Annotated in this window: 16 protein-coding genes; 13 read left to right on the top strand and 3 right to left on the bottom strand. The window is 74.1% G+C overall.

Going from position 1 to position 21,590, the window contains the following annotated elements; translation table 11 throughout:
- Positions 1 to 104 precede the first annotated feature (104 nt).
- From fxsT to ACFV4G_RS07710, 6 genes are all read left to right on the top strand, one after another.
- A complete protein-coding gene (gene fxsT / locus ACFV4G_RS07735) occupies positions 105 to 5,915 on the top strand; it encodes an FxSxx-COOH system tetratricopeptide repeat protein (RefSeq protein ID WP_380437604.1) in 5,811 nt (1,936 codons plus the stop codon).
- Positions 5,916 to 5,920: 5 nt separating this feature from the next.
- Complete coding sequence (locus ACFV4G_RS07730; protein ID WP_380437602.1) at positions 5,921 to 7,237, top strand: CHAT domain-containing protein; 1,317 nt, start codon at positions 5,921 to 5,923, stop codon at positions 7,235 to 7,237.
- A complete protein-coding gene (locus tag ACFV4G_RS07725; protein ID WP_380437600.1) occupies positions 7,234 to 8,286 on the top strand; it encodes a hypothetical protein in 1,053 nt (350 codons plus the stop codon). The genes ACFV4G_RS07730 and ACFV4G_RS07725 overlap by 4 nt, the downstream gene beginning before the upstream one ends.
- A 44-nt stretch (positions 8,287 to 8,330) precedes the next feature.
- Positions 8,331 to 9,053, top strand: a complete 723-nt coding sequence (locus ACFV4G_RS07720) for a hypothetical protein (RefSeq protein ID WP_380437599.1) — start codon at positions 8,331 to 8,333, stop codon at positions 9,051 to 9,053.
- A 150-nt stretch (positions 9,054 to 9,203) separates the two neighbouring features.
- On the top strand, positions 9,204 to 10,226 hold the full coding sequence (locus ACFV4G_RS07715; protein ID WP_380437597.1) for a hypothetical protein: 1,023 nt from the start codon (positions 9,204 to 9,206) through the stop codon (positions 10,224 to 10,226).
- 123 nt (positions 10,227 to 10,349) lie between these two features.
- Complete coding sequence (locus ACFV4G_RS07710) at positions 10,350 to 10,850, top strand: LacI family DNA-binding transcriptional regulator (RefSeq protein ID WP_380437595.1); 501 nt, start codon at positions 10,350 to 10,352, stop codon at positions 10,848 to 10,850.
- 98 nt (positions 10,851 to 10,948) lie between these two features.
- Here the strand turns inward: ACFV4G_RS07710 and ACFV4G_RS07705 are convergent, their stop codons facing one another.
- Positions 10,949 to 12,400, bottom strand: coding sequence for a purine-cytosine permease family protein (locus ACFV4G_RS07705; protein WP_380437593.1), 1,452 nt, complete (start codon positions 12,398 to 12,400; stop codon positions 10,949 to 10,951).
- A gap of 482 nt (positions 12,401 to 12,882) precedes the next feature.
- Between ACFV4G_RS07705 and ACFV4G_RS07700 the strand changes: the two genes are divergently transcribed.
- Positions 12,883 to 14,265, top strand: coding sequence for a S8 family serine peptidase (locus tag ACFV4G_RS07700; protein WP_380437591.1), 1,383 nt, complete (start codon positions 12,883 to 12,885; stop codon positions 14,263 to 14,265).
- A 291-nt stretch (positions 14,266 to 14,556) separates the two neighbouring features.
- A complete protein-coding gene (locus tag ACFV4G_RS07695; protein ID WP_380437589.1) occupies positions 14,557 to 15,921 on the top strand; it encodes a sugar porter family MFS transporter in 1,365 nt (454 codons plus the stop codon).
- 31 nt (positions 15,922 to 15,952) lie between these two features.
- Here the strand turns inward: ACFV4G_RS07695 and ACFV4G_RS07690 are convergent, their stop codons facing one another.
- Positions 15,953 to 16,756 carry an NAD-dependent epimerase/dehydratase family protein gene (locus tag ACFV4G_RS07690; RefSeq protein WP_380437587.1) on the bottom strand — a complete coding sequence of 268 codons (804 nt, stop codon included), beginning with the start codon at positions 16,754 to 16,756 and terminating at the stop codon, positions 15,953 to 15,955.
- Between the two features lie 176 nt (positions 16,757 to 16,932).
- On the opposite strand from ACFV4G_RS07690, the gene ACFV4G_RS07685 reads away from it, so the two are divergent.
- The 3 genes from ACFV4G_RS07685 to ACFV4G_RS07675 all read left to right on the top strand — a co-directional run bounded on the left by ACFV4G_RS07685 (position 16,933) and on the right by ACFV4G_RS07675 (position 19,405).
- Positions 16,933 to 17,856 (top strand): 5-dehydro-4-deoxyglucarate dehydratase, encoded by a 924-nt coding sequence (locus tag ACFV4G_RS07685; protein ID WP_380437585.1) that lies wholly within the window; start codon positions 16,933 to 16,935, stop codon positions 17,854 to 17,856.
- Entirely contained in the window at positions 17,853 to 18,992 is a 1,140-nt protein-coding gene (locus ACFV4G_RS07680; protein WP_380437583.1) for a hypothetical protein, read from the top strand. The genes ACFV4G_RS07685 and ACFV4G_RS07680 overlap by 4 nt, the downstream gene beginning before the upstream one ends.
- A 74-nt stretch (positions 18,993 to 19,066) precedes the next feature.
- Positions 19,067 to 19,405: a hypothetical protein gene (locus ACFV4G_RS07675; RefSeq protein WP_380437581.1), complete on the top strand. Its 339-nt coding sequence runs from the start codon at positions 19,067 to 19,069 to the stop codon at positions 19,403 to 19,405.
- 66 nt (positions 19,406 to 19,471) lie between these two features.
- On the opposite strand, the gene ACFV4G_RS07670 is transcribed toward ACFV4G_RS07675, so the two are convergent.
- A complete protein-coding gene (locus ACFV4G_RS07670) occupies positions 19,472 to 20,323 on the bottom strand; it encodes a LysR family transcriptional regulator (RefSeq protein WP_380437579.1) in 852 nt (283 codons plus the stop codon).
- Between the two features lie 81 nt (positions 20,324 to 20,404).
- Between ACFV4G_RS07670 and ACFV4G_RS07665 the strand changes: the two genes are divergently transcribed.
- The gene (locus tag ACFV4G_RS07665; protein WP_380437577.1) at positions 20,405 to 20,887 is read left to right on the top strand and encodes a cupin domain-containing protein; all 483 of its coding nucleotides are present in this window, start codon (positions 20,405 to 20,407) and stop codon (positions 20,885 to 20,887) included.
- A gap of 17 nt (positions 20,888 to 20,904) precedes the next feature.
- Entirely contained in the window at positions 20,905 to 21,267 is a 363-nt protein-coding gene (locus tag ACFV4G_RS07660; protein ID WP_380437575.1) for a DoxX family protein, read from the top strand.
- Positions 21,268 to 21,590: the final 323 nt, after the last annotated feature.

Below are 21,590 nucleotides of genomic sequence, written 5' to 3'. Positions count from 1 at the left end.
CCTGACGGCGCATCACCCACCTGCCCAAATCCGCTGACAGCCCGCTGATCTCCCGTTACCGTTGGCGAGCAAACGTCAACGGGGGGGTGGGCAGCACGGTGATCATGTCGATGACGACGCACGCCCGGCCCGAGGGCGGCCTGCCCGACCACGACGCGTTCGAGCAGCGCCGCCGCCCGTCCGCGCCCTCCACCACCGCCGTCAACCCGCACACCGAGCAGCGCAGCGTCGTCCTGCCGCCCGCCGCCCCGCGGGCCGCGCGCAGCGTCGAGGCCCCCCCGCCCTGGCACAACCTCCCCCCGCGCTCCGGCGGCGGCTTCGTCGGGCGGGACGCCGCGCTCCAGGCCATCGGCGAGGCGCTCGCGGACGGCGACGGCAGCGGGCTCGTCACCCAGGCCACCACGCTCCACGGCCTCGGCGGCGTCGGGAAGACCACGCTCGCCCTGCACTACGCCTACGCCCACGCCGACCACTACCGGCTGATCTGGTGGATCACCGCCGAGTCCGAGGAGCAGCTCGCCGAGGCCTTCGCGGACCTCGCCGTCCAGCTGTACCCGTCGTGGGCGCTCACCGCCTCCCCGGGCCAGCAGGTCGAGTGGGCGCTGGCCTGGCTGCGCGCGCACGACCGCTGGCTGCTCGTGTTCGACAACGCCGAGGACCCGCTCCACCTCACCCCCTACCTCGGCCGCCTCCTCGGCTGCGGCCACCAGCTCGTCACCAGCCGGCGCGCGAGCGGCTGGCACCCGGGCATCCGGCGGGTGCGGATCGACGTGCTCGACGGGCCCGAGGCCGCCCGGCTGCTGTGCGACACCGCCTACCCGGGCAGCGCCGTGGACGCCGACGAGCAGGCCGAGGCCCGCTCGCTCGCCGACGAGCTCGGCCACCTGCCGCTCGCCCTCGCCCAGGCCGGGGCGTTCGTCCAGCAGACCCGCACCACGTTCGCGGCCTACCGCCGCCGCCTGCTGCGCTCCACCGGCCCCAGCACGGGCACCCGCCCGTCCACCGTCGAGACGGTCGCGCGGCTGTGGCAGACGACGCTGCACACCGTCCAGACCACCGCGCCGTTCGCCGTCGAGCTGCTGCGCACCCTCGCCTGGTACGCCCCCGAGGCGCTGCCGCGCGAGGCGCTGGTGCCGTTCGGCGCGCGCCGGCCGGACGAGGTCGCGGCCGGGCTCCGGCTGCTCGCCGACTACAACCTGATCACCCTCGGCACGTCCACGGTCGCCGTGCACCGGCTGCTGCAGAGCGTGCTGCGCACCGCGGACGGCGGGCGGCGGATGCGTGAGCGCGCCGAGCAGCAGCTCGCCGAGGCGGCGGCGCGGCTGTGGCCGGCGTCCGACCCGCGGATCCGCCGGGCGCTGCTGCCGCACATCCGCGAGCTGGCCGCCACCGGCCCGTCCGAGCGGCCGACGGCGCGGACGGTCGCGCTCTACCGGCTGGCGGCGGAGGAGTTCACCGACAAGGCGCAGCGGGTGTTCGCGCTGCCGCTGGTGACGGCACTGGCGGACGGCCAGGCCCGGCTGCTGGGCACCTACCACCCGGACACGGTCGCCACCCGCGGCCGGCTCGCCGAGCTGCACGCGCGCACCGGCGATCCGGCCCGGGCCATCGCGCTGACACGGTCCGTCATCGCGGACCGCCTGCACCTGCTCGGCCCGGACGACCCGGCGGTGCTCGGCGACCGCAACACGCTCGGCCACGCGTACCGGCGGTCGGGCCAGCACGCCCTGGCCGTCGAGGAGTTCGGCTCGGTCGTGGCGGACCGGACCAGGGTGCTCGGCGCCGACCACCCGGACACCCTGTCCAGCCGGGCGGGCCTCGCGTACGCGCTGCAGGTGGCCGGGCGGCACGCGGAGGCGGTGGCCGAGTTCGAGCGCGTGCTGGCCGACGCCGCCCGCGTCCTCGGCCCCGACCACCCGGACACGCTGACCCGCCGGATCGGCCTGGCCTTCGCCCAATTGACGGCGGGCGAGCACCGGTTGGCCGTCGCCCTGTACGAGGAGGCGGTGGCCGACCGCACCCGCGTGCTGGGCCCGGACCACCCCGACACGCTGACGAGCCGCGGCTGGCTGTCCGCCGCGCACGCCGTCGCCGGCGACCACCCGGCGGCGGTGGCCGGCTACGAGGCGGTCGTGCGCGACCGCACGCGCGTCCAGGGCCCGGACCACCCGCAGACGCTCGCCGCCCGCTGCCGCCTCGCCCTCGCGCGCAGCGACGCGGGCAGCCCGGCCGCGGCCCTCGCGGAGTACACGGAGGCCGTCGCCGACTACGGCCGCTCCCTCGGCCCCGACCACCCCGAGACGCTCGCCGCCCGCACCGGACTCGCCCGCGCGCACCGCGAGGCGGGCCGCTACCGGCGGGCGGTCGAGCTCCACCGCGCGCTGGTGCAGGACCGCGAGCGCGTCCAGGGGCCGGACCACCCGGACGTCCTGGAGGAGCGCGGCGACCTCGCGTTCGCACTGCGCCTCGCCGGGCCGGCCGCGCAGGAACTGCCGGAGCGGGAGCGGCTGGTGGCCGACCGCATCCGGCTCCACGGCCCGGACCACCCGCACACCCTCGCCGAACGCCACCGCCTCGCCTGGGCGTTGCAGGCCGCCGGTCGTCCGCGGGCGGCGCTCGCGGAGTGGGAACGGCTGGTCGAGGAGCACGCCCGCGTCCACGGCCCGGACCACGGGGAGACGCTCAACGCCCGCCTGGGCCTCGCGCAGGCCTGCGGCGCCGCCGGCGACCACCGGCGCAGGGCCGACCTGTGCGACGCGCTGGTCGAGGACCGCACCCGGGTCCAGGGGGCGGACCACCCCGACACCCTCGGTGCCCGCCGCTGGCAGGCGCTGGCCCACGGGGAGGCGGGGGACCACCGTCACGCGCTCACGCTGCTCACGGCGCTCGCGGCCGACGCGGCCCGCATCCAGGGGCCGGACCACCCCGACACCCTCGACAGCCTCTACTGGCTGGCCACCGCACACCAGCGCGTGGGTGACCACCGCAGCGCTCTGGCGGTCTACACCGGGCTGGTGGCCGACCGCACCCGCGTGCTGGGCCCCGACCACCCCGACACCCTGGACGCCCGGCACTGGCTCGCCGCGACACACCGGGACACCGACGACCCCCGCACGGCCGTCAGGCTGTACGAGGAGCTGGCCGCCGACCGGGCGCGCGTCGAGGGCCCGCACCACCCCGCCACCCTGGGCGACCTCCTGGCCCTCGCCCGCTGCCTGACGGTCACGAGCGAGCACCACCGCGCGCTCGCCCTCTACCCGACGCTGGTCACCATCGGCACCCGCGTCCTCGGCGCCGACCACCCCACCACGCTCGGCATCCGCTGGTGGCAGGCCCACGCACACCAGGTGGCCGTCGACCACGCCCGCTCACTCGAACTCTTCGAGGCCCTGGTCGCCGACAGCACCCGGATCCACGGCCCCGACCACCACGAAACGCTCACCAATCGCTGGTGGCAGGCCACGGCGCACCGCCTCGCCGACGACCACGCCCGCGCCCTCGAACTCTTCGACGCCCTCGTCACCGACAACGCCCGCAACCACGGCCCCGACCACCACGAAACGCTCCAGGCCCGCTCCGGCCTGGCCTGGGCCTGCTCCGCCGCACGGAGCCACCGCCGTGCCCGGGACATCGCGGAGGAGCTCGTCGCGGCCCGGACCCGGCTCGTGGGCCCGGACCACCCGGACACCTTCGGCGCCCGGTTCACCCTGGCCTGGTTCGTCCAGGAGGCCGGCGACCACCGGCGCGCGATCGCCCTCTTCGAGTCGCTGGCGTCCGACCGGGCCCGCGTCCTCGGTGCCGACCACCCGGGGGCGCTCGGCGACCGGTGGTGGCTCGCGGTCGAATACCGGGTGACGAACGACTTCGGGCGGGCGACGGAGCTGTGCGAGGCCCTGCTCGCCGACCGGCTGCGCCTCGACGGGCCGGACCACGCGAGCACGCTCGGCACCCGGTACCTGCTCGCCTCGACGCACCAGGCAGCGGGTGACAGGCGCCTCGCCGCCAGGCTCATCGAGGAGCTGCTCCAGGACCGCATCCGCGTCCTAGGCCCGGACCACCCGGCCACGCTGACCGAGCGCGCCAACCTCGCCTTCGCCCGCCACGAGGCGGGGATGATCCGTCAGGCCCTGGACGACCGGGAAGCGCTGCTCGCCGACCGGCTGCGGATCCAGGGCCCCGAGCACCCCGCCACCCTCGACCTGCGCCGCGCGATCGCCCGGACCCGGCGCGAACTCGGCGAGGCCGACCGGGCCGTCGAGCTGTACGAGGCGCTGGTCGCCGACCGGACCCGGATCCAGGGCCCCGACCACCCCGACACCCTCGACGAGCGCCGCGGCCTCGCCCAGGCCCTCAACCTGGCCGGCCGCAAGCGCGCGGCGATCGCCGAACGCGAGGCCGTCGTCGCCGCGCACGCCCGCGTCCTTGGGCCCGACCACCCGGACGCCCTCGCCGCCACCGAGTCGCTCGGCCACGGACTCCGCCGCGCCTGGCAGCACGACCGCGCCGCCGCCGTCTTCGAGCACGTCAGGTCCGGCCGCGTCCGCGCCCTCGGCGCCGGGCACCCCCTGACGCTCGACGCCTGGGACAGCATCGCGCTCAACCACTGCGACGCCGGGCGCTACGCCGAATCCGTCGCCTGCTACGAGGACGTCCTCGGCGCCGCGACCCTGGCCCTCGGCGAGGGCAGCCTCCAGGTGCTGATGACGCGCCGCGACCTCGCCGACGCCCGGCTCCTGGCCGGTGACGCCGGTTTCGCCGGTAGCGCCGGTAGCGCCGGTAGCGCTGAAGCCGCCGTGGCCGACTACACCGCCCTGGCCGCCGACGCGGCCCGGCACCTCGGCGCCGCCCATCCGATGGTCCTCGGGACGGAGGGCAACCTCGCGCTCGCGCACCGGGCGAACGGCGACCAGGAGGCCGCCACGCTCCTGGCGGCGGAGCTCGTCGCCCGCACGCGCGAGACCCTGGACCCGACCGACCCCCGCGCCCTCCTGGCCCGCGAGATCCAGGGCCTCGTCCTCGCCGACGGCCCCCGCCCGCTGCGCGCCGTCGTCCTCCTGGAGGAACTCGCCGAGGAAACCACCGAGGCGCACGGCCCCCGCCACCCGGGCACCCTGAGCATCCGCCAGAGCCTCGCGTACGCCCGTCTCCGCGCCGGGGACCACGCCGGGGCCGTCCGCGTCTACGCGGGCGTCGTCGCGGACCTCCTGCCGCCCAACAGCCGGAGCGCCGTCACCCTGCTGGCCGACGGGCACCGGCGGCTCGACGAGCGGGCCCTGTCCGTCGGGGCCGAGCGGCCCCGCGTGGTCGGCCACTACCCCACCCTCGCCGTCGGCCTCGCCCGAGCCCTCGCCGGGGCGGGCCGGCCGGAGGCCGCGCAGGAGCTGCTCGACGCCGTCCGGGCCGGGCGGGAGGCCGTCATGGGCCCCGAACACCCGCTGGCCATCGAGACCCGGGCGAGGCTGCACGGTTCTGCGGAGCCTCCCGCCCTCACCGCCGTGCCCGACCAGCCGCTCCCCGCACGACGGGCCCGGCGAACGGCCGTGACGGTGTCCCGCAGCGCCTGGCACCCCCGGCTCACGCTGCTCGACGAGCCCGCGCCCGGCACCACCGTGCGGCTCGAACTGCGGCTTGAGCCCGACGCGCCCGGCGCCGACCCCCGCGAGCTGCCGGACCTGCGGCTCGTCGCCGCCGTCGCCTCGGACGCCGCGCTCGAACCGCCGGTCGCCGCCTACGCGCCCGGCCGCGAACCGGCCGTGCTGGCGCTGACGCCCGCCGTGCCGGGGCGGCACCGGGTGCGGATCACCGTGTACGACGCGGGCCACGGCGCCGCCCTCCAGGACCTCACCGCCGTCGTGGACGTGCCGCTGCCCGGTCCCGTCCACGGCCTCCCCGATCCCCAGTCCACGCAGGAGTGACGCACGTGCCCCAGGAGCTCCTCGTCGAGATCCGGCAGAACCCCTCCGCGAACTTCACCCGGCTTCCCCGCCAGCGCAGTCCGCGAGAAGCCGACGACGCCAGGGACGCCAGGAACCCCGAGGACGCCGAGGACCCGCTCCCGCTCGACCTCATCGTCTCGCTGCGCCGCCGGCGCGACGACACCCTGGACGTCCACGCGTTCCGGCCCGGCGAGCGCACCCCGCGCACCCGCCCGCACCGCGCGGAGCTCGCTGTCACGGGCACGAAGCTCCTCGCCAGGGCCGCCCGGCTGCGCACGGCCTGGCGCGACCAGCTGGTCCGCTACGCGACGGTCGACGACTTCGGGATGCCCGACGACTACCCGTTCGCCTCCGCCGTCGACGTGTCCCACCTGCGCCCCGTCGCCGAGGGCCGGGCGGCCGAACTCGCCGAGGAGGGGCGGTACTTCCTGGAGACGATGCTCGACGGACCCGGTCGGGAGCTGACCGTCTTCCGGGAGTACCTCAACCGGACGCTCACCGAGCACGGCCCGCTCCGGATCAGCTTCGACTCCGACCTGCACCTGCCGTGGCCGATGCTCGCCGTCGACGGCGGACCGGGCCCCGACGGCCGCCCGGACCCGTGGGCGGACTTCCTCGGCCACCGGCACCAGATCGAGCAGACCGGGGCCGCCTACCCGCCGATCCAGCCGCCCCACCCGGCCCGGCCCCGGCCGGTCACCAGCCTCAACACCGACGACACCCTCGAATCCATCGGCCGCGCCCCCGAGGTCCGCAAGCTGCTGGAGGACCGCTCGCACCTCACCGTCCGCACCGAGTCCCGCGGCCTGCTCGACGCCCTGTCGCGCGCGGTGCTGGACGAGGACGTCATGTACTTCTGGTGCCACGGCCAGTTCGTCGCCGACGGCTCCGCCTTCAAGCAGCTCGCCGTCCGCCTCTCCGACGACCGGCACATCGACGCCGACCTCGTGCGCCGCCACCGGCGCCGGCACCTGGACGCGCCGGAGGCGATGTTCCGGCCCTTCGTCCTCCTGAACGCCTGCCACACCGGGCAGTCCGCGGAAGGCGAACTCGAACACCTGGGGCGGGCGTTGGTCGACCTCGGGGCGGAGGGCGTGCTCGGGCCGCAGATCGAGATCCCGCAGGTGTTCGCCGCCGAGTACGCGTTCGCCTTCCTCGACCTCTACCTGACCGGCGGGCTGACCGCGGGCGAGATCACCCAAACCCTCGTCCGGCGCTTCGCCCGCGAGCACGGCAACCCGCTCGCGCTCACCTACTCCCTGCACTGCGGCATCGACAGCATCCTGGAGCTCACGCCGTGACCCGCCGCCCGACCCCGCCGTCCGTCCGGCCCGTCACCGTGGACCTCGACGAGAACGGTCGGCTGCTCGTCCCCGGCACCCGGACCCCGGTGCCCGAGGCGCGCGTCGCCGAGCACCTCGCCCGGCACGTGCGCGTGCCGGAGCGGGCCACCGACATCTACGTGTACGTCCACGGCTGGCAGACCAGTCCCGCCGCGGCGGACCGCGCGGCCACGGCGCTGCTCTCGCGCGCCGCCGACCTGCACCGGGCCCGCCCGGGCGCCTACCCGGGCCTGGAGCGCGGGTACCGGCCGTGGTGCGTCGTGGTGCGCTGGCCGTCGTCGAGCCTGCCCTCGCTCGGCGGGTACCGCCGCGTCCGTGAACGGGCACACGCGATGAGCGCGCCCGGCCGCGGCCAGGCCGGGTACGTGCTCGGCCACCTGCTCGGCTACCTCGACGCCGACCGCGGCCACCCGGCCGACCCCGCCGTGCTGGCCAACCGCAGCGGCCAGTACCTGCACCTGGTCGGGCACTCCTTCGGCGGGCGGTTCCTGTGCGAGGCCGTCCAGCACGCGGCCGAGCGGCCCGCCGGGCCCCGGGTCCTGAGCTGGAGCCGGCCGGGCGATCCGGCGCGGCCGTTCACCGTGGACAGCGCGCTGGTCTTCCAGATGGCCGCGCCCCGCGACGCCTTCTCCCGGCTGTTCCCGCGGCTGTTCCCCGAGTCCGACCGCAGGCCGGCCCACGCCGCGCCGCTGCGCGGGCCGCTCGTGCTCACCCACTCCCGCTGGGACCGCGCCACCGGCTTCTGGCACCTGCGGGCCGAAGGGCGGCCGGGCATCGGCCACTCCGGCACGGGCGTGGCGCCGGTGCACCAGTTCTCCACGCTGCTGCGCCCGGCCGGTTCGCCGTACCCGCACGACGTACTGGACCACCCGATCGTGAACATCGACGCCAGCGCGGTGTACCGGGGCGGCCCGGCGACCCGGCTGGCACCGGCGGGCGCCCACTCGGACTTCCAGCACCCGGAGTCGGCGCACCTGATGCTGAGCCTGGCGTCGCACTCGCGCTGAAAACCCGTACGGGGGCGGCCCGGGCGTCTGGCAGGATGCCGCGCGTGGACCTGGAAGCGATCTTCGAAGCGATCGACGCCGTCGACTGGGAGGCGCACCCGCACCGCCGGGACCCCTACACTGCCGACACGGCGGTGAACCTGCGGGCCCTGGCCGCCGCGACCACGCTCAACCAGGCCTCGCGCGGGATGACCAGGCTGCTGGACAGCGCCATCACCGACGACTTCGAGGGCACGGTGTACCCGGCCGCCGAGCTCGCGGTGCCGATCCTGCTGGACGTCGTCGAACACGGCCACCGGCGGGCCGCCTCAGCCGCGCTGGACCTGCTCCAGACGCTGCTGAATCGTTTCCCCGACCCCGACTTCGGCCGGGTCGGCGCCCCGGGCCTGCCCGGCCTCCAGGCGTGCTGCGTGATCGCCGACCTGGTCCGGGCCCGGCGGGACGTCCTGGTGCTCCACCGCGACGACGGCCGTCGGCTCCTGGCGCTGGCCGCCGACCACTGGCGGTTCGAGGTCCGCGAGGTGGTGGACGCGGACGCGGACGGCGTGGGCGTGTTCGGCGTCCTGACCGGACGGCCTCCGGCCCGGCCGGTGCGCGCGGAGCTGCACTTCGAGCGCGGGTTCCTCGGCGTCCCTGCCGTCGAGGTGGAGCACGGGCCGGAGGACGACAGCGGCGAATCGTTTCTCCGGCTGGTCGGGATTCCCGAGGCCTTCGTGGCACCGGGCACGTTCGTCGTGCCTTGGGAGTGCTACGACTTCGAGGGCTGACGACGCCTTCGGGGGCCCGGTCCCTCGGCCGGTCCTTCGCCTACCGAGGATCTCGGGTGAGCGGCAGTCTGATCATCGGCTATATTCGCCGGGCGGCCCGCCGGGAGCGGGCCCTTCGCCCACCGAACCGCCCCGGGGAAAGCAGCCACCGTGTCACGGCCCATTGACGACCCGTCCGCCGAACCCGCCACCGGTCCGTCGGCCGCCCAGCCGGCCCCCGACGTCGAACCGAAGCCGAGCGCCGAGCCGGAGCCTGCGGACGCCCGGCCCGCCGCCGCAGTGCCCGCGCAGCCCGCCGCTCCGGACGTCAACGCCAACCCGTACGCCACCAACCCGTACACCACCGGCCCGGCCGCCGCTCCGGACGTCAACGCCAACCCGTACACCACCGGCCCGGCCGGCGCCGGCCTCGCCGCCGGGCGGCAGTTCGGACCGGTCCCCGGGCAGCAGGCCTGGCCGCCGTACGTGCCCGGCGCGCCCGGCGCCCCCGTACCGCCGCCCTTCGTCCCGCAGCCGAAGGCCAAGGTCAGCGGGATGGCCGTCGCCTCCTTCGTGCTCGGGCTCATCGGGTTCCTCCCGCCGCTGTCGCTGGTGTCGATGGGCCTCGCCCTCGGCTCGTTCGGCCGGATCTTCCGCCGCCGGCAGGGCGGCTTCGGCTTCGCCGCCGTCGGCCTGATGTTCTCCGTCACCTGGACCCTCTTCGTCGCCATGCTCGGCGGCATCATGGCCTTCGCGTACCACGACCTGACGTCGGGCCCGACGCGCGGCGCCGACGGCCACCCGGTCGTCGCGGGGCGGGCCGGCTCCTGGTACCTGCAGGCGGGCGACTGCGCCGTCGGCGACATCCACACGTACCGGAGCGGGTCGGACCACTACCAGGTCGTCCCGTGCGCCCAGCCGCACCGCTTGGAGGTCTTCGCCTCGGTGACGCTCCCCGGCAACGGCTCCTACCCCGGCGTCGCGAGCGTCGAGGCGAGCGCGCGCCGGATGTGCCAGGACCGGGCGAGCTCCGCCGACCTCCCCGAGGACGGAATGATCGGGTACTTCTACCCGAGCCAGGGCCGCTGGTGGCTGTTCGACGACCGCGAGGCGCTGTGCGTCTACTCCTCCCTCACCCCGTGGTCGGGCCCGGTGAAGTCCAAGGACTCCGGCAAGCCCGGCAGCCCGGTCTAGTACCACCCTCCGCCGCTCCGATGGCCCCTGCCCTCACCGGGTGGGGGCCATCGTTGTTCTTCAAGTCCCCGGCCGAGGCGGGGCAGCGTCCAATGCGCCGAGGCCGACGGCTCGGCAGCCCTGATGGACCACCTGCGGTCGCTCGGACATGAACGCATCGCGGTCATCGCCGGCGACCCCGGGTTCAGCAATGCCCGCGAACGCGTCGCCGGCGCCCGCGCCGCCCTGGGCGAGGGCGGGCTTCCCGAGCAGTACGTCATGGCGCGCGAGCACACGGCGGCGTGGGGCGCCGAGGCGTTGCGGCGCCTGATGGAATTGCGGCCCGCGCCGACCGCGGTGTTCGCTTCCAGCAGCGATCTCGCGCTGGGCGCACTGCGCGAGGCCGACGCCCTCGGCCTGGACGTCCCCGGCCGGCTGTCCTTCGTCGCGTTCGGCAACGCCGACTGGTTCGAGATCTGCCGGCCGCCCGTCACCGCGTTCGCCCACCCCCTGCACGAGATCGGCATGATCACCGCGCAGGTGCTCCTGTCCCGGCTCAACGGAGACAGCCCCGCCGAGCCGTCCCGGATCCGGGTGGAGGGCCGCGTGATCCTCCGCGAGTCGACGGCACCTCCGCCGGTCTGACTCGGCTCGGCGCCCTCTCGGCGTCCGGCGCCCCTCGGCTTCGAAGAGCGGCTCGCCGGCGCGGATGTGCCGAGCCGTACGTACCGGGGTGGATCAGCTCAGTGGAGTTCCGTCAGCAGCCCCTCCTCCCGCACCATCCGGCGCTCGGTCGCCAGGTCGAGGCTCCGTGCGAAGGCCCGGTACAGCGCACCGGCCACCGGAAGGCCGACCAGGAGCGAGTAGTCGACGCCGTCGAGGAACTTCGCGACAGGCCCGACGTAGAGGCCGGTGATCACCATGAACGGGGCCATGCACGCCAGGCCGATCACGTAGGCGAGGTTCCCGCGCCAGCCCCAACGGCCGTATATGCCTTGCGGGTTGAAGATCTCCCGCACGACGTACTGGCCGCGCCGGACGAAGAAGAAGTCCACCAGGTTGATGGCCGTCCAGGGGATGAACAGGTACGTCAGCACGACCACCACGTTCGCGAAGAACCAGTTGAAGCGGTCGATCCCGACGAGGGTGGAGACCGCGCCGACGGCCACCAGCATGATCCCGATCGTCCCCACCCGGATGGCCCGCGTCGGCCGGACCGGACGGAACGAATCGACGATCGAGATCATGGTGAGGCTGCCGCCGTACTGGTTGATCGCCATGATGGAGAGCAGCCCGACCAGCAGCACCACGACCGCGATCGTGCCGAACCCGTCGAACAGCCGGTCGGCCGCGAGCTTCAGCGCGGTCACCGGGTCCGTGTCCGCGGGGGCGGCGGCCGAGACCACGGCGCCGAGGACGAACACCCACACCCCGGAGACGGCGCTGGGCAGATAGGTCCACCAGAAGGTGCTGCGGACGGACACGTCGGGTCTCAGGTAGCGCGAGTAGTCCGAGACGTACGGCGCCCAGCCCAGCTGGAAGCCCGCGACGAAGACGAACACCAGCATGAACGGGGCGAGTTCGAACGGGCCCGGGTGCCAGATGCCGGCCGGCAGCCCCCCTCCGAACAGCGCCGCCGCCGTGACCGCCACGGTGACCACGACGAAGGGCCAGGTCAGCCACCTGTTCAAGCGGTGGATCCAGTCGTAGCCGAACAGGGCGATCACGGCCGCGACCATCGCGGCCATCAGATAGCCGACCACGTTGGGGATCCCGAAGAGCGTGTTCATGGCCTGACCGGACAGCAGGGCGTCCGAGGTGTTGAACGCCACGTAGTTGACCAGGGCGAAGACCCACACCGTGAGCGCGGCCCCGAGGTAGCCGAACTGCGGCCGTGACTGCACGAGTTGGGGCAGTCCCAACTGGGGTCCCTGGGCCGCGTGGAACGCCATGAAGAAGGTGCCGAAGAGCGAGCCCAGCACGGTGGCGATCACCGTCCAGACGAGCGAGGCGCCCATCGAGAGCGTGACGACTCCGGTCGCCAGACCGGTGAGGTTGAGGCTGCCCACGAACCAGATGGCGCCCATGCTCGACGGTTCGCCGTGCCGCTCGTCCAGGGGCACCCAGTCGATCGAGTGCTGTTCGATGCCTGCGGGACGTGCGTGGCCCTCGGCGTTCGAGGCGATTTTCCCCATGTGATGGCCTTCTGTGTGCGGGGCCGTCCGCGGCCCACGTCGACTACCCCGGCATTCCGTGATCACGGGGGCGGCGCCACCCTAGGGACTGACTTAAATTTCAGTCAATGATTCTGACGAAACGCACCGTCGCCCCCGCCGCCGTACCCGGCCGGCGTAGGTGCGTTCGTAGCGCGGGTGCCGGGTGCCGTCCTGGTCGAGCACGGCGTCCTTGGCCTTGCCCCGTGCCACCGACATGGTCTGACGCGCCAAGCCGAGACGGGCGGCACACCTAGCCGCCGGCCCGGCACCACCGAGAGCCGCCGACCGGCTGCTTCGTCACCCGCCGATCGACGGGTGTTCACAGTGGTGCGGAAGTTGCCAGTCTGGCAATCACATTGACCGACGCCCGTGGCCCGCAGACCCCTCCGCCGGCCCGGGCGCCGCGCACCCGGCATCCACCGCACCGCGCGGAATCCCGACACCTCCACTGGGGATGACCCATGCCCTCCTCCAAGCGCACCGCCCTGACCGCCCTCGGCGCCACCGCCGTCGCCACGGTCACGACGCTGCTGCCCTCCGCCCAGCCGAACGCCACGGCCGCACACCACCCCACCGCGCACGCCCGCCCCATACCTGCGAGTGCCGGGCACCTGCACCGGGTCGACGCGACGGCGCCGAGTTCCACCGCCGACTGCCAGGCCCAGTCGGGCACGGACTGCTACGGCCCGCTGCACTACCGCACCGCCTACAACCTGCAGCCGCTGTACGACGCGGGCATCGACGGCACCGGCCGCACGATCGTCATCGTCGACTCCTTCGGCTCGCCGACGGTCCAGCACGACCTGGAGGCCTTCGACCGCCAGTACGGGCTGCCCGACACCCAGGTCGAGGTGGTCAAGTGGGGCAACGTGCCGGCCTTCGATCCGACCAACAAGGAGCACACCGCCTGGGCCGGCGAGACCACCCTGGACGTCGAGTACGCCCATGCCGTGGCGCCCGGCGCGCACATCCTGCTGGTCGAGACCGGCACCTCCGAGAACGAGGGCACCTCCGGATTCCCCGAGATGATGGACGCGATCAAGGACCTGGCCGCCAAGGGCCGCGGTGACGTGATCAGCTTCAGCCTGGGCGCCACCGAGGACACTTTCGCCGAGGAGGCCGGCCGGGCGGGCGACTACCACTTGCTGCAGAACCTGCGCTACGGCCTGCAGGCCGCCGCCGCGCAGAACAGCACCGTGCTGGCCGCGAGCGGCGACAACGGCGCCACCGACAAGATGCTCGACGGCAAGACCTACTACCAGCAGCGCGAGGTGGGCTGGCCCGCCTCCGACCCGCTGGTCACCGCCGTCGGCGGCACCAGGATGTATCTGGACGACAGCGGCACCCGGCTCTCGCCCGACGAAGTCTGGAACGACGGAAACGGCGGCGCCACCGGCGGTGGGATATCCCGGGTGTTCGCCCGTCCCGACTACCAGGCCGGCGTGGCGGCCACCACCGGCGCCAACCGCGGCATCCCCGACCTCAGCATGAGCGCCTCTCCGCAGGGTGGCGCCTGGATCTACAGCAGCTACGACCCGGCACACACCGGCTGGGAGGTCATCGGCGGCACCAGCCAGGCCACCCCGATGCTGGCCGGCGTCACCGCGCTGGCCGACCAGGCAGCAGGCACCCGCCTCGGCGCCCTCGGCCCGCGCCTCTACCCGCTCGCGCAGGGCCAGGACGCCGACCACCCGCACGGGATCCTGGACGTGACCAGCGGCGACAACTCCGCCCACGGGGTCACCGGCTACTCGGCCGGCCCGGGCTACAACCTCGCCACCGGCTGGGGCACCATCGACGCCTACCAGTTCGTCAAGTCCCTCAGCGGCCGCGCCGACCTCTGACGCGCTCCAGGACACGATCGTCCCCCCTGCGCGCCGATGGCCCCTGCCCTCACTGGGCGGGGGCCATCGTTGTGTTCCTCGGCGTTCCGAATCCCGTTCACAGTTCAGCCCTTTGAACGGGCCAATCGCCAAATACCCGCCCACAACTCCGCATTCGGCTTCTCTCCGGATTCGCGGATCTGGACGAGAGGTCTTGACCACCACCCCGCCGACCGCTTCACTCCCCGTACCGCACCTCCCTCGCACGGCACCCATCACCCGCGCGCCACCCCCGAGACGAGGCGATCCCCCATGAGCCGGCCCGGCCCCACTCCCCGCAGGATCAAGCCCGTCCTCCTGTACTCCTTCGGCGCACTCGGCGGCGTCCTCTTCGGCTACGACCTCGGCGTGATCGCGGGCATCCTCGTCGTGGTCGCCAAGTCCTGGCAGCTGTCCGGCTTCGAGCAGGGCGTCCTGACGGCCTCACTGTCCGCGGGCGCGATGCTCGGCGCGGGCCTGGCCGCGCGGCTCAACGGGCGGATCGGCCGCCGCCGCACCATCATGGCGGCCGGCGGCGTGGTGATCGTCGGCACGCTCGCCTGCGCGCTCGCGCCGGACTTCGGTGCGCTGGTGGGCTTCCGGACGGTGCTCGGCCTCGGGGTCGGCCTCTCCTCGGCCACCGTGCCGACGTACCTGTCCGAGCTCGCGCCGGCGCGAATCCGGGGTGCGATGGGCTCGCTCAACCAGATCTTCATCGTCGGCGGCATCCTGATCGCGTTCCTCGTCGACTACTGGCTCCAGCCGCACCACCTGTGGCGCTGGATGTTCGCGGGCGCGCTGGTGCCCGCCGTGATCCTCGTCGCCGGGCTCGCGTTCCTGCCGGAGACGCCGCGCTGGCTGGTCAACCTCGGCCGGGAGGACGAGGCCAGGGCCGTCCTCGCGGCCACCCACCCGGCCGGGGAGATCGAGGCCGAACTCGACTCGATCCGCGCGGTGATCCGGCTCGATGCCGCGCAGACCACCTACCGCGTACGGGAGTTGTGGGCCCCCTGGGTGCGGCCGATGCTGCTGGTGGCCCTGCTGCTCGCGGTCGGGCAGCAGTTCGGCGGCGTCAACGCGATCAACGCGTACTTCCCGACGATGCTCGTCTCGCTCGGGCTCACCACCGACACCGCACTCCTCTCGGCGATCATCCTCGGCATCACCAAACTCGCCTTCACCGCATGGGTGGTGTTCGTCGTGGACCGCTGGGGCCGCAAGCCGCTGCTGCTGATCGGCAGCGCCGTGATGGTGGTGACGCTGGGCCTGACCGGCTGGGTCGTCACGCACGTCCACGACAAGTCCGCCCTCGGCACGCTGACCGTCGTGCTGCTCGTCCTCTACCTGGCCGGGTACGAGCTGGGCTGGGGCGCGGTGGTGTGGGTCATGATGGCGGAGGTGTTCCCCCTCAAGGCGCGCGGCGCCGGGACGGGCGTCGCGGCGGTGGTGCTGTGGGCGGCGACCGGCGTGGTCACCGCCGGCTACCCGGTCATGTCCGACCGCCACCACCTCGGGGTCGGCGGCTCGATGTACGTGTTCGCCGGCGTCAACGCGGTCCTGCTGGTGCTGACCCTCCGTCTCGTGCCGGAGACGAAGGGCCGCACCCTGGAGCAGATCGAACTCGGCCTGCGCGCCTGAATCCCGCTCGCCCCCGAGGGGCCGCAGGTCCTTACAAGCGGTCGGCGTCGAGGTCGGGGAAGGTGAAGGGCCCGCCCAAGTAGGCGAAGACGGGGTCGTCGTGGGCGGGCCGCCCGTGCGCGGCGTGGACGGCGTCGGCGTGGACCTCGGCGTCGTCGGCCGGGGCGTAGCCGAGCGCGCGGGCCTCGTCGAGGGAGACCCAACCGCCGCGCGTGTTCGGCGAGACGCCGTAGACGATGCGGTAGCCGGGCTTCTCGACGGCCAGGCAGGCCTCCAGCAGGCGGGCGCAGTCGTCCGGGGAGAGCCAGGTGGAGAGGGCACGGGGGTTCGGCGGTTCGGCGAAGCAGGTCATGATGCGGACGCAGATGACGTCGAGGCCGTAGCGGTGGTGGTAGAGCGCACCGAGGGCCTCGCCGGTCGCCTTGGAGACGCCGTAGTAGGTGTCGGGCAGTGGCGGGGTGTCGGCGGTGAGCGGGTACTCGGCGGGGGTGCGGTAGCCGACGACGTGGTTGGAGGACGCGAAGACGACGCGGGCCACGCCGGCGCGGCGGGCGGCCTCGAAGACGGTGTAGGTGCCGTGGATGTTGACGTCGAGGATCCGCTCCCAGGGCGCTTCGAGGGAGATCCCGCCGAGGTGGATCACGGCGTCGACGCCTTCGCAGGCGGCGCGCATCGCGTCGGCGTCGGTGACGGAGGCCTGGACGGCCTCCTCGCCCTCGCCGGGGTCGAGCGGCACGAGGTCGAGCAGCCGGAGGGTGCGGCCGGGGCGGGCGAGCCGGGGGCGGATGAGGCTGCCGACGGCGCCTGCCGCGCCGGTGACGAGGATGCGGGACACGGTGACTCCCTGGACCGGGGACGGATGCACCCCATGCTCACAAAGCCCGAAGGCAGTTCACAAGAATGACTGTCATTCAGATATGAGAACGCCGATCCCTTGACCTCCGCGCGCGGGCCCTCCTACGCTCCTCGGTGTTCCCACCGCTGGACGCTCTCCACGAAGGGACCCACCCCATGCCCGCACGCACCGGCCCGCTCCCGCTCGACGGGCTCCTCTTCTTCCCCGTCACCGCTTTCGCCCCCGACGGTTCCTTCGACCCCGGCGCCCAGCGCGCCCACCTCGACGCACGCCTCGACGACGGCCCCGCCGCCGTGTTCGCCGCCTGCGGCACCGGAGAGTTCCCCGCCCTCGCCCCCGCGGAGTACGAACGCTGCGTCTCCGTCGCCGTCGACGCGGCCGGCGAACGCGTGCCCGTCGTCGCCGGCACCGGCTACGGCACCGCACTCGCCCTCGCCTACGCCCGCGCGGCGCAGGACGCGGGCGCCGACGCCCTGCTCGTCCTGCCCCCGTACGGCCCCGAGGGCGGCCAGGACGGCCTCGTCCGCCACATCACCGCACTCGCCGACGCCACCCCGCTCGACCTGATCCTCTACCAGCGCGACCGGACGGCCTACGAGCCCGGCACCGTGGCCCGCCTCGCCGCGCTGCCCGGCGTCATCGGCTTCAAGGACGGCCTCGGCGACCTCGACCGGATGCTGCGCACCGTCAGCGCCGTCCGCGCCGCCGGACACCCGGACTTCCTGTTCTTCAACGGCATGCCGACCGCCGAGATGACCCAGCTCGCCTACCGCGCCATCGGCGTGCCGCTCTACTCGTCCGCCGTCTTCTGCTTCGCCCCGGACATCGCGCTCGCCTTCCACCGCGCCTTCGCCGAGGACGACCGGGGCACGCTGGCGGTGCTGATCGAGCTCTTCCTGCGGCCCTACGTCGAACTGCGCAGCCTGCGGCCCGGCTACGCGGTCTCCCTGGTCAAGGCGGCGACGCGGGCCGTGGGCCACCCGGTCGGGGGCGTGCGCGCGCCGCTGACCGAGCCGGCGCCGGAGCACGTGCGGGCGCTGCTGGACCTCGTCGACCGCACGCGGGAGGCGCTGGCGTGACGCCGGCCTTCGGCGCGTACCTCTACCCCTGGGACGTGGACGGCGACCCGGCCTGCGGCGCACGCCTCGCCGGGCTCGGCATCCGGCGGGCCGCCGTCGCCGCCGCCTACCACAGCGTGCGTGCGCTGACGCCCCGCCACCCGCGCCACAAGGTCGTCACCGCCGAGCACGCGGCCGTCTACTACCGGCCCGACCAGGACCGCTGGTCCGGCCCCGGACGGCTGCGCCCGGTCGAGGCGCCGTGGTCGCCGCGCTCCTTCGGCCGGGCCACGGAGTCGCTGGCCGAGGCCGGGGTGGAGGTGTACGCCTGGACGGTCCTCGCACACGGCCAGCGCCTCGGCGTGCGCCACCCCGACGCGGCCGTCCTCAACGCCTACGGCGACCGCTACCCGTGGGCGCTGTGCGTCGCCTCCCCCGCCGTGCGACTCTACTGCGCCACGCTGGCCGCCGAGACCGCCGCCCAACCGGGCCTGTCCGGAGTGGAGTTGGAGTCCTGCGGCTGGTACGGCTTCGACCACCTGCACGCACACGACAAGGTCGCGGGGGTGTCCCTGGCGCCGGCGGCGCGGCTGCTGATCTCGCTCTGCTTCTGCCCGCACTGCCGGGACGGCTACGCGGCGGAGGGCGCCGAGCCGTGGGCGCTACGCGCGAAGGTCCGGGACGCGCTCGACCCGGTCTTCGCCGGCACGACGCAGGACGCGGCGCTCGACCCCGAGTCGGCCGCGGCCGTCGCCCGGATGCGGGTGCGCACCGCCGCCGAGCTGCGGCGGTCCGTGCTGGCAGCGGTGGCGACGGAACGCCCGGACCTCCCCGTCCTCCTGCACGCCCAGCCGGACCCGCTCGGCTTCGGCCCGTCCCCGGGCCTGGCCCCCAAGGACGCCCGCGGCGCCGTACCCGTCGTGCTCGCCCCCACCCGCGCGGAGGCCGCCCTGGCCGCCGTCCGCGCGTACGCCGCTCCGGGCCGACGCCTCGCAGCCACCGTGAGCGCCGTCGCCGGCCTCGGCGGCGATCCCGCCGACCTGCCCGCCTGGTGCGCGGACCTGGCTGCGGCCGGCGCGACCGAGCTGCGCTTCTACCACCTCGGCCTGGCCTCCCACCAGGATCTCGCCGCCGTCCGCACCGCCGTCGGAAGGTGAACACGGGCCTGCTCCCTACCGAACTCCCGGAACGGTGAGGTAGGTTCGGGTCCATGCCGGTCTATACCTGTGCAGTGCAGCGCAAGCAGATCTGGCCCGACGACTCCGTCGTGTGGGCCACGAACGATGACCGTGTGAACGTGATCGCATGGCCTGGTGAGCCTTCCGATCTGGGCGAGATGCTCCTGGAGAAGTTCCTCGAAGAGAACCGGACAGGCATCGCACCGGACGGATTCCGCGCGGTGGTCTGGGCCGGTGACAGACGCGGCGAAAAGCTCGACGGAAGCGCCGATGCGCTGGCTGTCGTCGAAGTCACTCCCGGGGCCGCCCGCTCTGCACCCGAGCCTCCCAAAACCACTGCGCGCCGCCGTTGGGGCTGGCTCCGGGGCCGTTCCGCGCCTGATCCGAAGTAAGAAGCCGTCCGCGGAGCTCCTCCCCCGCCCTGGGAAGGAGCTCCTTCGCGTTTCGGGCCGGACCGCTCAGTGGCGGTACGCGGCCGTCGCGATATCGACGAACGACCGGACCAACGGGTTGGTGTCGCCCTCGTTCCACACCGCCACCACTCGGCTCGGCGGCATATCGACCAGCGGTACGACGGCCAACTCCGCTGGCAGGTCGTGTCCGAGCGGGGCCAAGCCGACCGTGGCGTTCCACAGCACGGCCTGCAGGCACTCCTGGACGGCGCGCACCACCGGGCCCTCGCGCGGCGTGCCGCCGTTCCAGTACGACTGCCAGACGGGGTCGGTGCCCGGCGGGAACTGGAACCAGCGGCGGTCGCTCAGCTCGGCCAGCCGCAGCCGGTCGCGGCGGGCCAGCGGATCGTCGGCGCGCAGCACCACGCCGACCGGATCGGCCCGCAGCGCACGCACCGTCAGGGCGGTCTCGTCGAAGGGCGCCCTGGTCAGCGCGACGTCGACGAGTCCGGCGCGCAGCCCGCAGGTCGGGTCGGTCAGATCGGTGTCGCGGATGCGGATGTCGACGCCGGGGTGGCTCCGACGGTAGGCGGCGGCCAGCCTGGCCACGCCCGGATCGGTGCCGTCGCCCAGGATGCCGACGGTGATGGTCGCGTGGCCGGCCGCCGCGCTCACCCGCTCCCGGACGCGGTCGGCGTGGTCGAGCAGGGCCCGCGCCTCGTCGAGCAGCACCGCGCCCACCGGCGTGCGCGTGACGCCCGTGGGCGAGCGGGCGAACAGCAGGGCCCCGACCTCGGCCTCCAACCGCTTGATCGCCCGGCTCAACGGCGGCTGGCTCATGTGCAGTCGGGTGGCGGCCCGGCCGAAGTGGAGTTCCTCGGCGACGGCCACGAAGTAGCGCAGGGTTCGTAGCTCCACGCTGCAACGATACCCACGAGGTATCGGCGCTGCAGGACAGGTCTTGGACGGCCGTGCGGTCCCGGCGGTGCACTGGTGAGCATGACCGAAGAAGCGAAGACCAGCGAGCCCGCCGTGTACGTCGTGGGGCCCGGCCAGGGCGAAACGATCGTCCTCGGCACCACGCACATGCGCGTCCTGGAGGACGGCAGCCACACCGGACACCGCCTCGCGATCGCCGAGTCCGTCCTCGCCCCGCACACCCAGGGGCCGCCCCAGCACCGCCACGGCCGGCACGACGAGGGCTTCTACGTCCTCTCCGGCACCGTGCGGTTCACCGTCGGGACGGACGACTACGAGGCCACCACGGGCACGCTCGTGATCGTCCCGCCCGGCACCCCGCACACCTTCGCCAACCTCACCGACCAACCCGCCGTCATGCTCAGCACGTTCACCCCCGACCTGTACGTGCAGTACTTCCGGGACCTTCAGGAGTCGCTCGCCGACGGACGGCCCCTGACGCCGCAAACCAACCTCGACGCGATGAGCCGCTACGCGACCGAGCCCGCCACCGATCACGCGTGATTCACCGAACGGGAACCATGAACCACATCGCCTACGGGATCGTCGCGGGACTGCTCGCGCTCTTCTACGTCTACTCGGGCACGCTGAAGGCCGTCCGTAGCCGGGACCAACTCCGGCCGATGATGGCCTGGGTCGATCGCATGCCCCTGCCCGCCGTCAGGGCGCTGGGGGCGGTGGAACTGCTCGGGGCGGCCGGTCTGATCCTGCCGCCGCTGACGGGTGTCGCCCCCGCACTGGCCGTTGTTGCCGCCGTCGGCCTCGTCCTCCTCCAGGCCGGCGCGATCACCGTCCACCTGACCGGCGGAGACCGCCGGATCGCCCTCAACGCCGGGCTCATCGTCACCGCGGCCGTGACCGCCTGGCTGGCCACTGGGCTGTGATCGAGCACGGCTCTCGGTCGCGGCTCGACTCTTCATAAGAAGTCGGCGGGTCCGACTTCCTGTGCGGCTGGATTGGTTGCGCACTTCGGGTTCTCGGGCGCCGCTTCGGCACTGTCGAAGCGGCGCCGATGGTGGGTCCGTCCTCTGTGCGCAGGAAGTCGGCGTGGTCGACTTCCTGCGTCAGCGGATCGGGACGGGGGTGCCGTGGAGGAGGAGAGGCCGGCCGGAGCCGTGTTCCCAGGCGTCCCAGGCGTCGTGGACGCGGCGGGCCTGGTCGGGCGGCATCACGGTGTCGAGCAGGTAGCAGGGCACCCAGTGCAGGG

This window comes from Kitasatospora sp. NPDC059747 (assembly GCF_042732955.1).
In the GTDB taxonomy this organism is placed as follows: Bacteria; Actinomycetota; Actinomycetes; order Streptomycetales; family Streptomycetaceae; genus Kitasatospora.
Note: the sequence above shows the minus strand (reverse complement) of the source record. Positions and strands in the feature narration are given on the sequence as shown.

Coding starts and splice junctions, on each gene's coding strand:
- fxsT (WP_380437604.1), top strand. CDS start 105: ATGTCGATGACGACGCACGCCCGGCCCGAGGGCGGCCTGCCCGACCAC.
- ACFV4G_RS07710 (WP_380437595.1), top strand. CDS start 10,350: ATGGACCACCTGCGGTCGCTCGGACATGAACGCATCGCGGTCATCGCC.
- ACFV4G_RS07705 (WP_380437593.1), bottom strand. CDS start 12,400: ATGGGGAAAATCGCCTCGAACGCCGAGGGCCACGCACGTCCCGCAGGC.
- ACFV4G_RS07700 (WP_380437591.1), top strand. CDS start 12,883: ATGCCCTCCTCCAAGCGCACCGCCCTGACCGCCCTCGGCGCCACCGCC.
- ACFV4G_RS07695 (WP_380437589.1), top strand. CDS start 14,557: ATGAGCCGGCCCGGCCCCACTCCCCGCAGGATCAAGCCCGTCCTCCTG.
- ACFV4G_RS07685 (WP_380437585.1), top strand. CDS start 16,933: ATGCCCGCACGCACCGGCCCGCTCCCGCTCGACGGGCTCCTCTTCTTC.
- ACFV4G_RS07665 (WP_380437577.1), top strand. CDS start 20,405: ATGACCGAAGAAGCGAAGACCAGCGAGCCCGCCGTGTACGTCGTGGGG.
- ACFV4G_RS07660 (WP_380437575.1), top strand. CDS start 20,905: ATGAACCACATCGCCTACGGGATCGTCGCGGGACTGCTCGCGCTCTTC.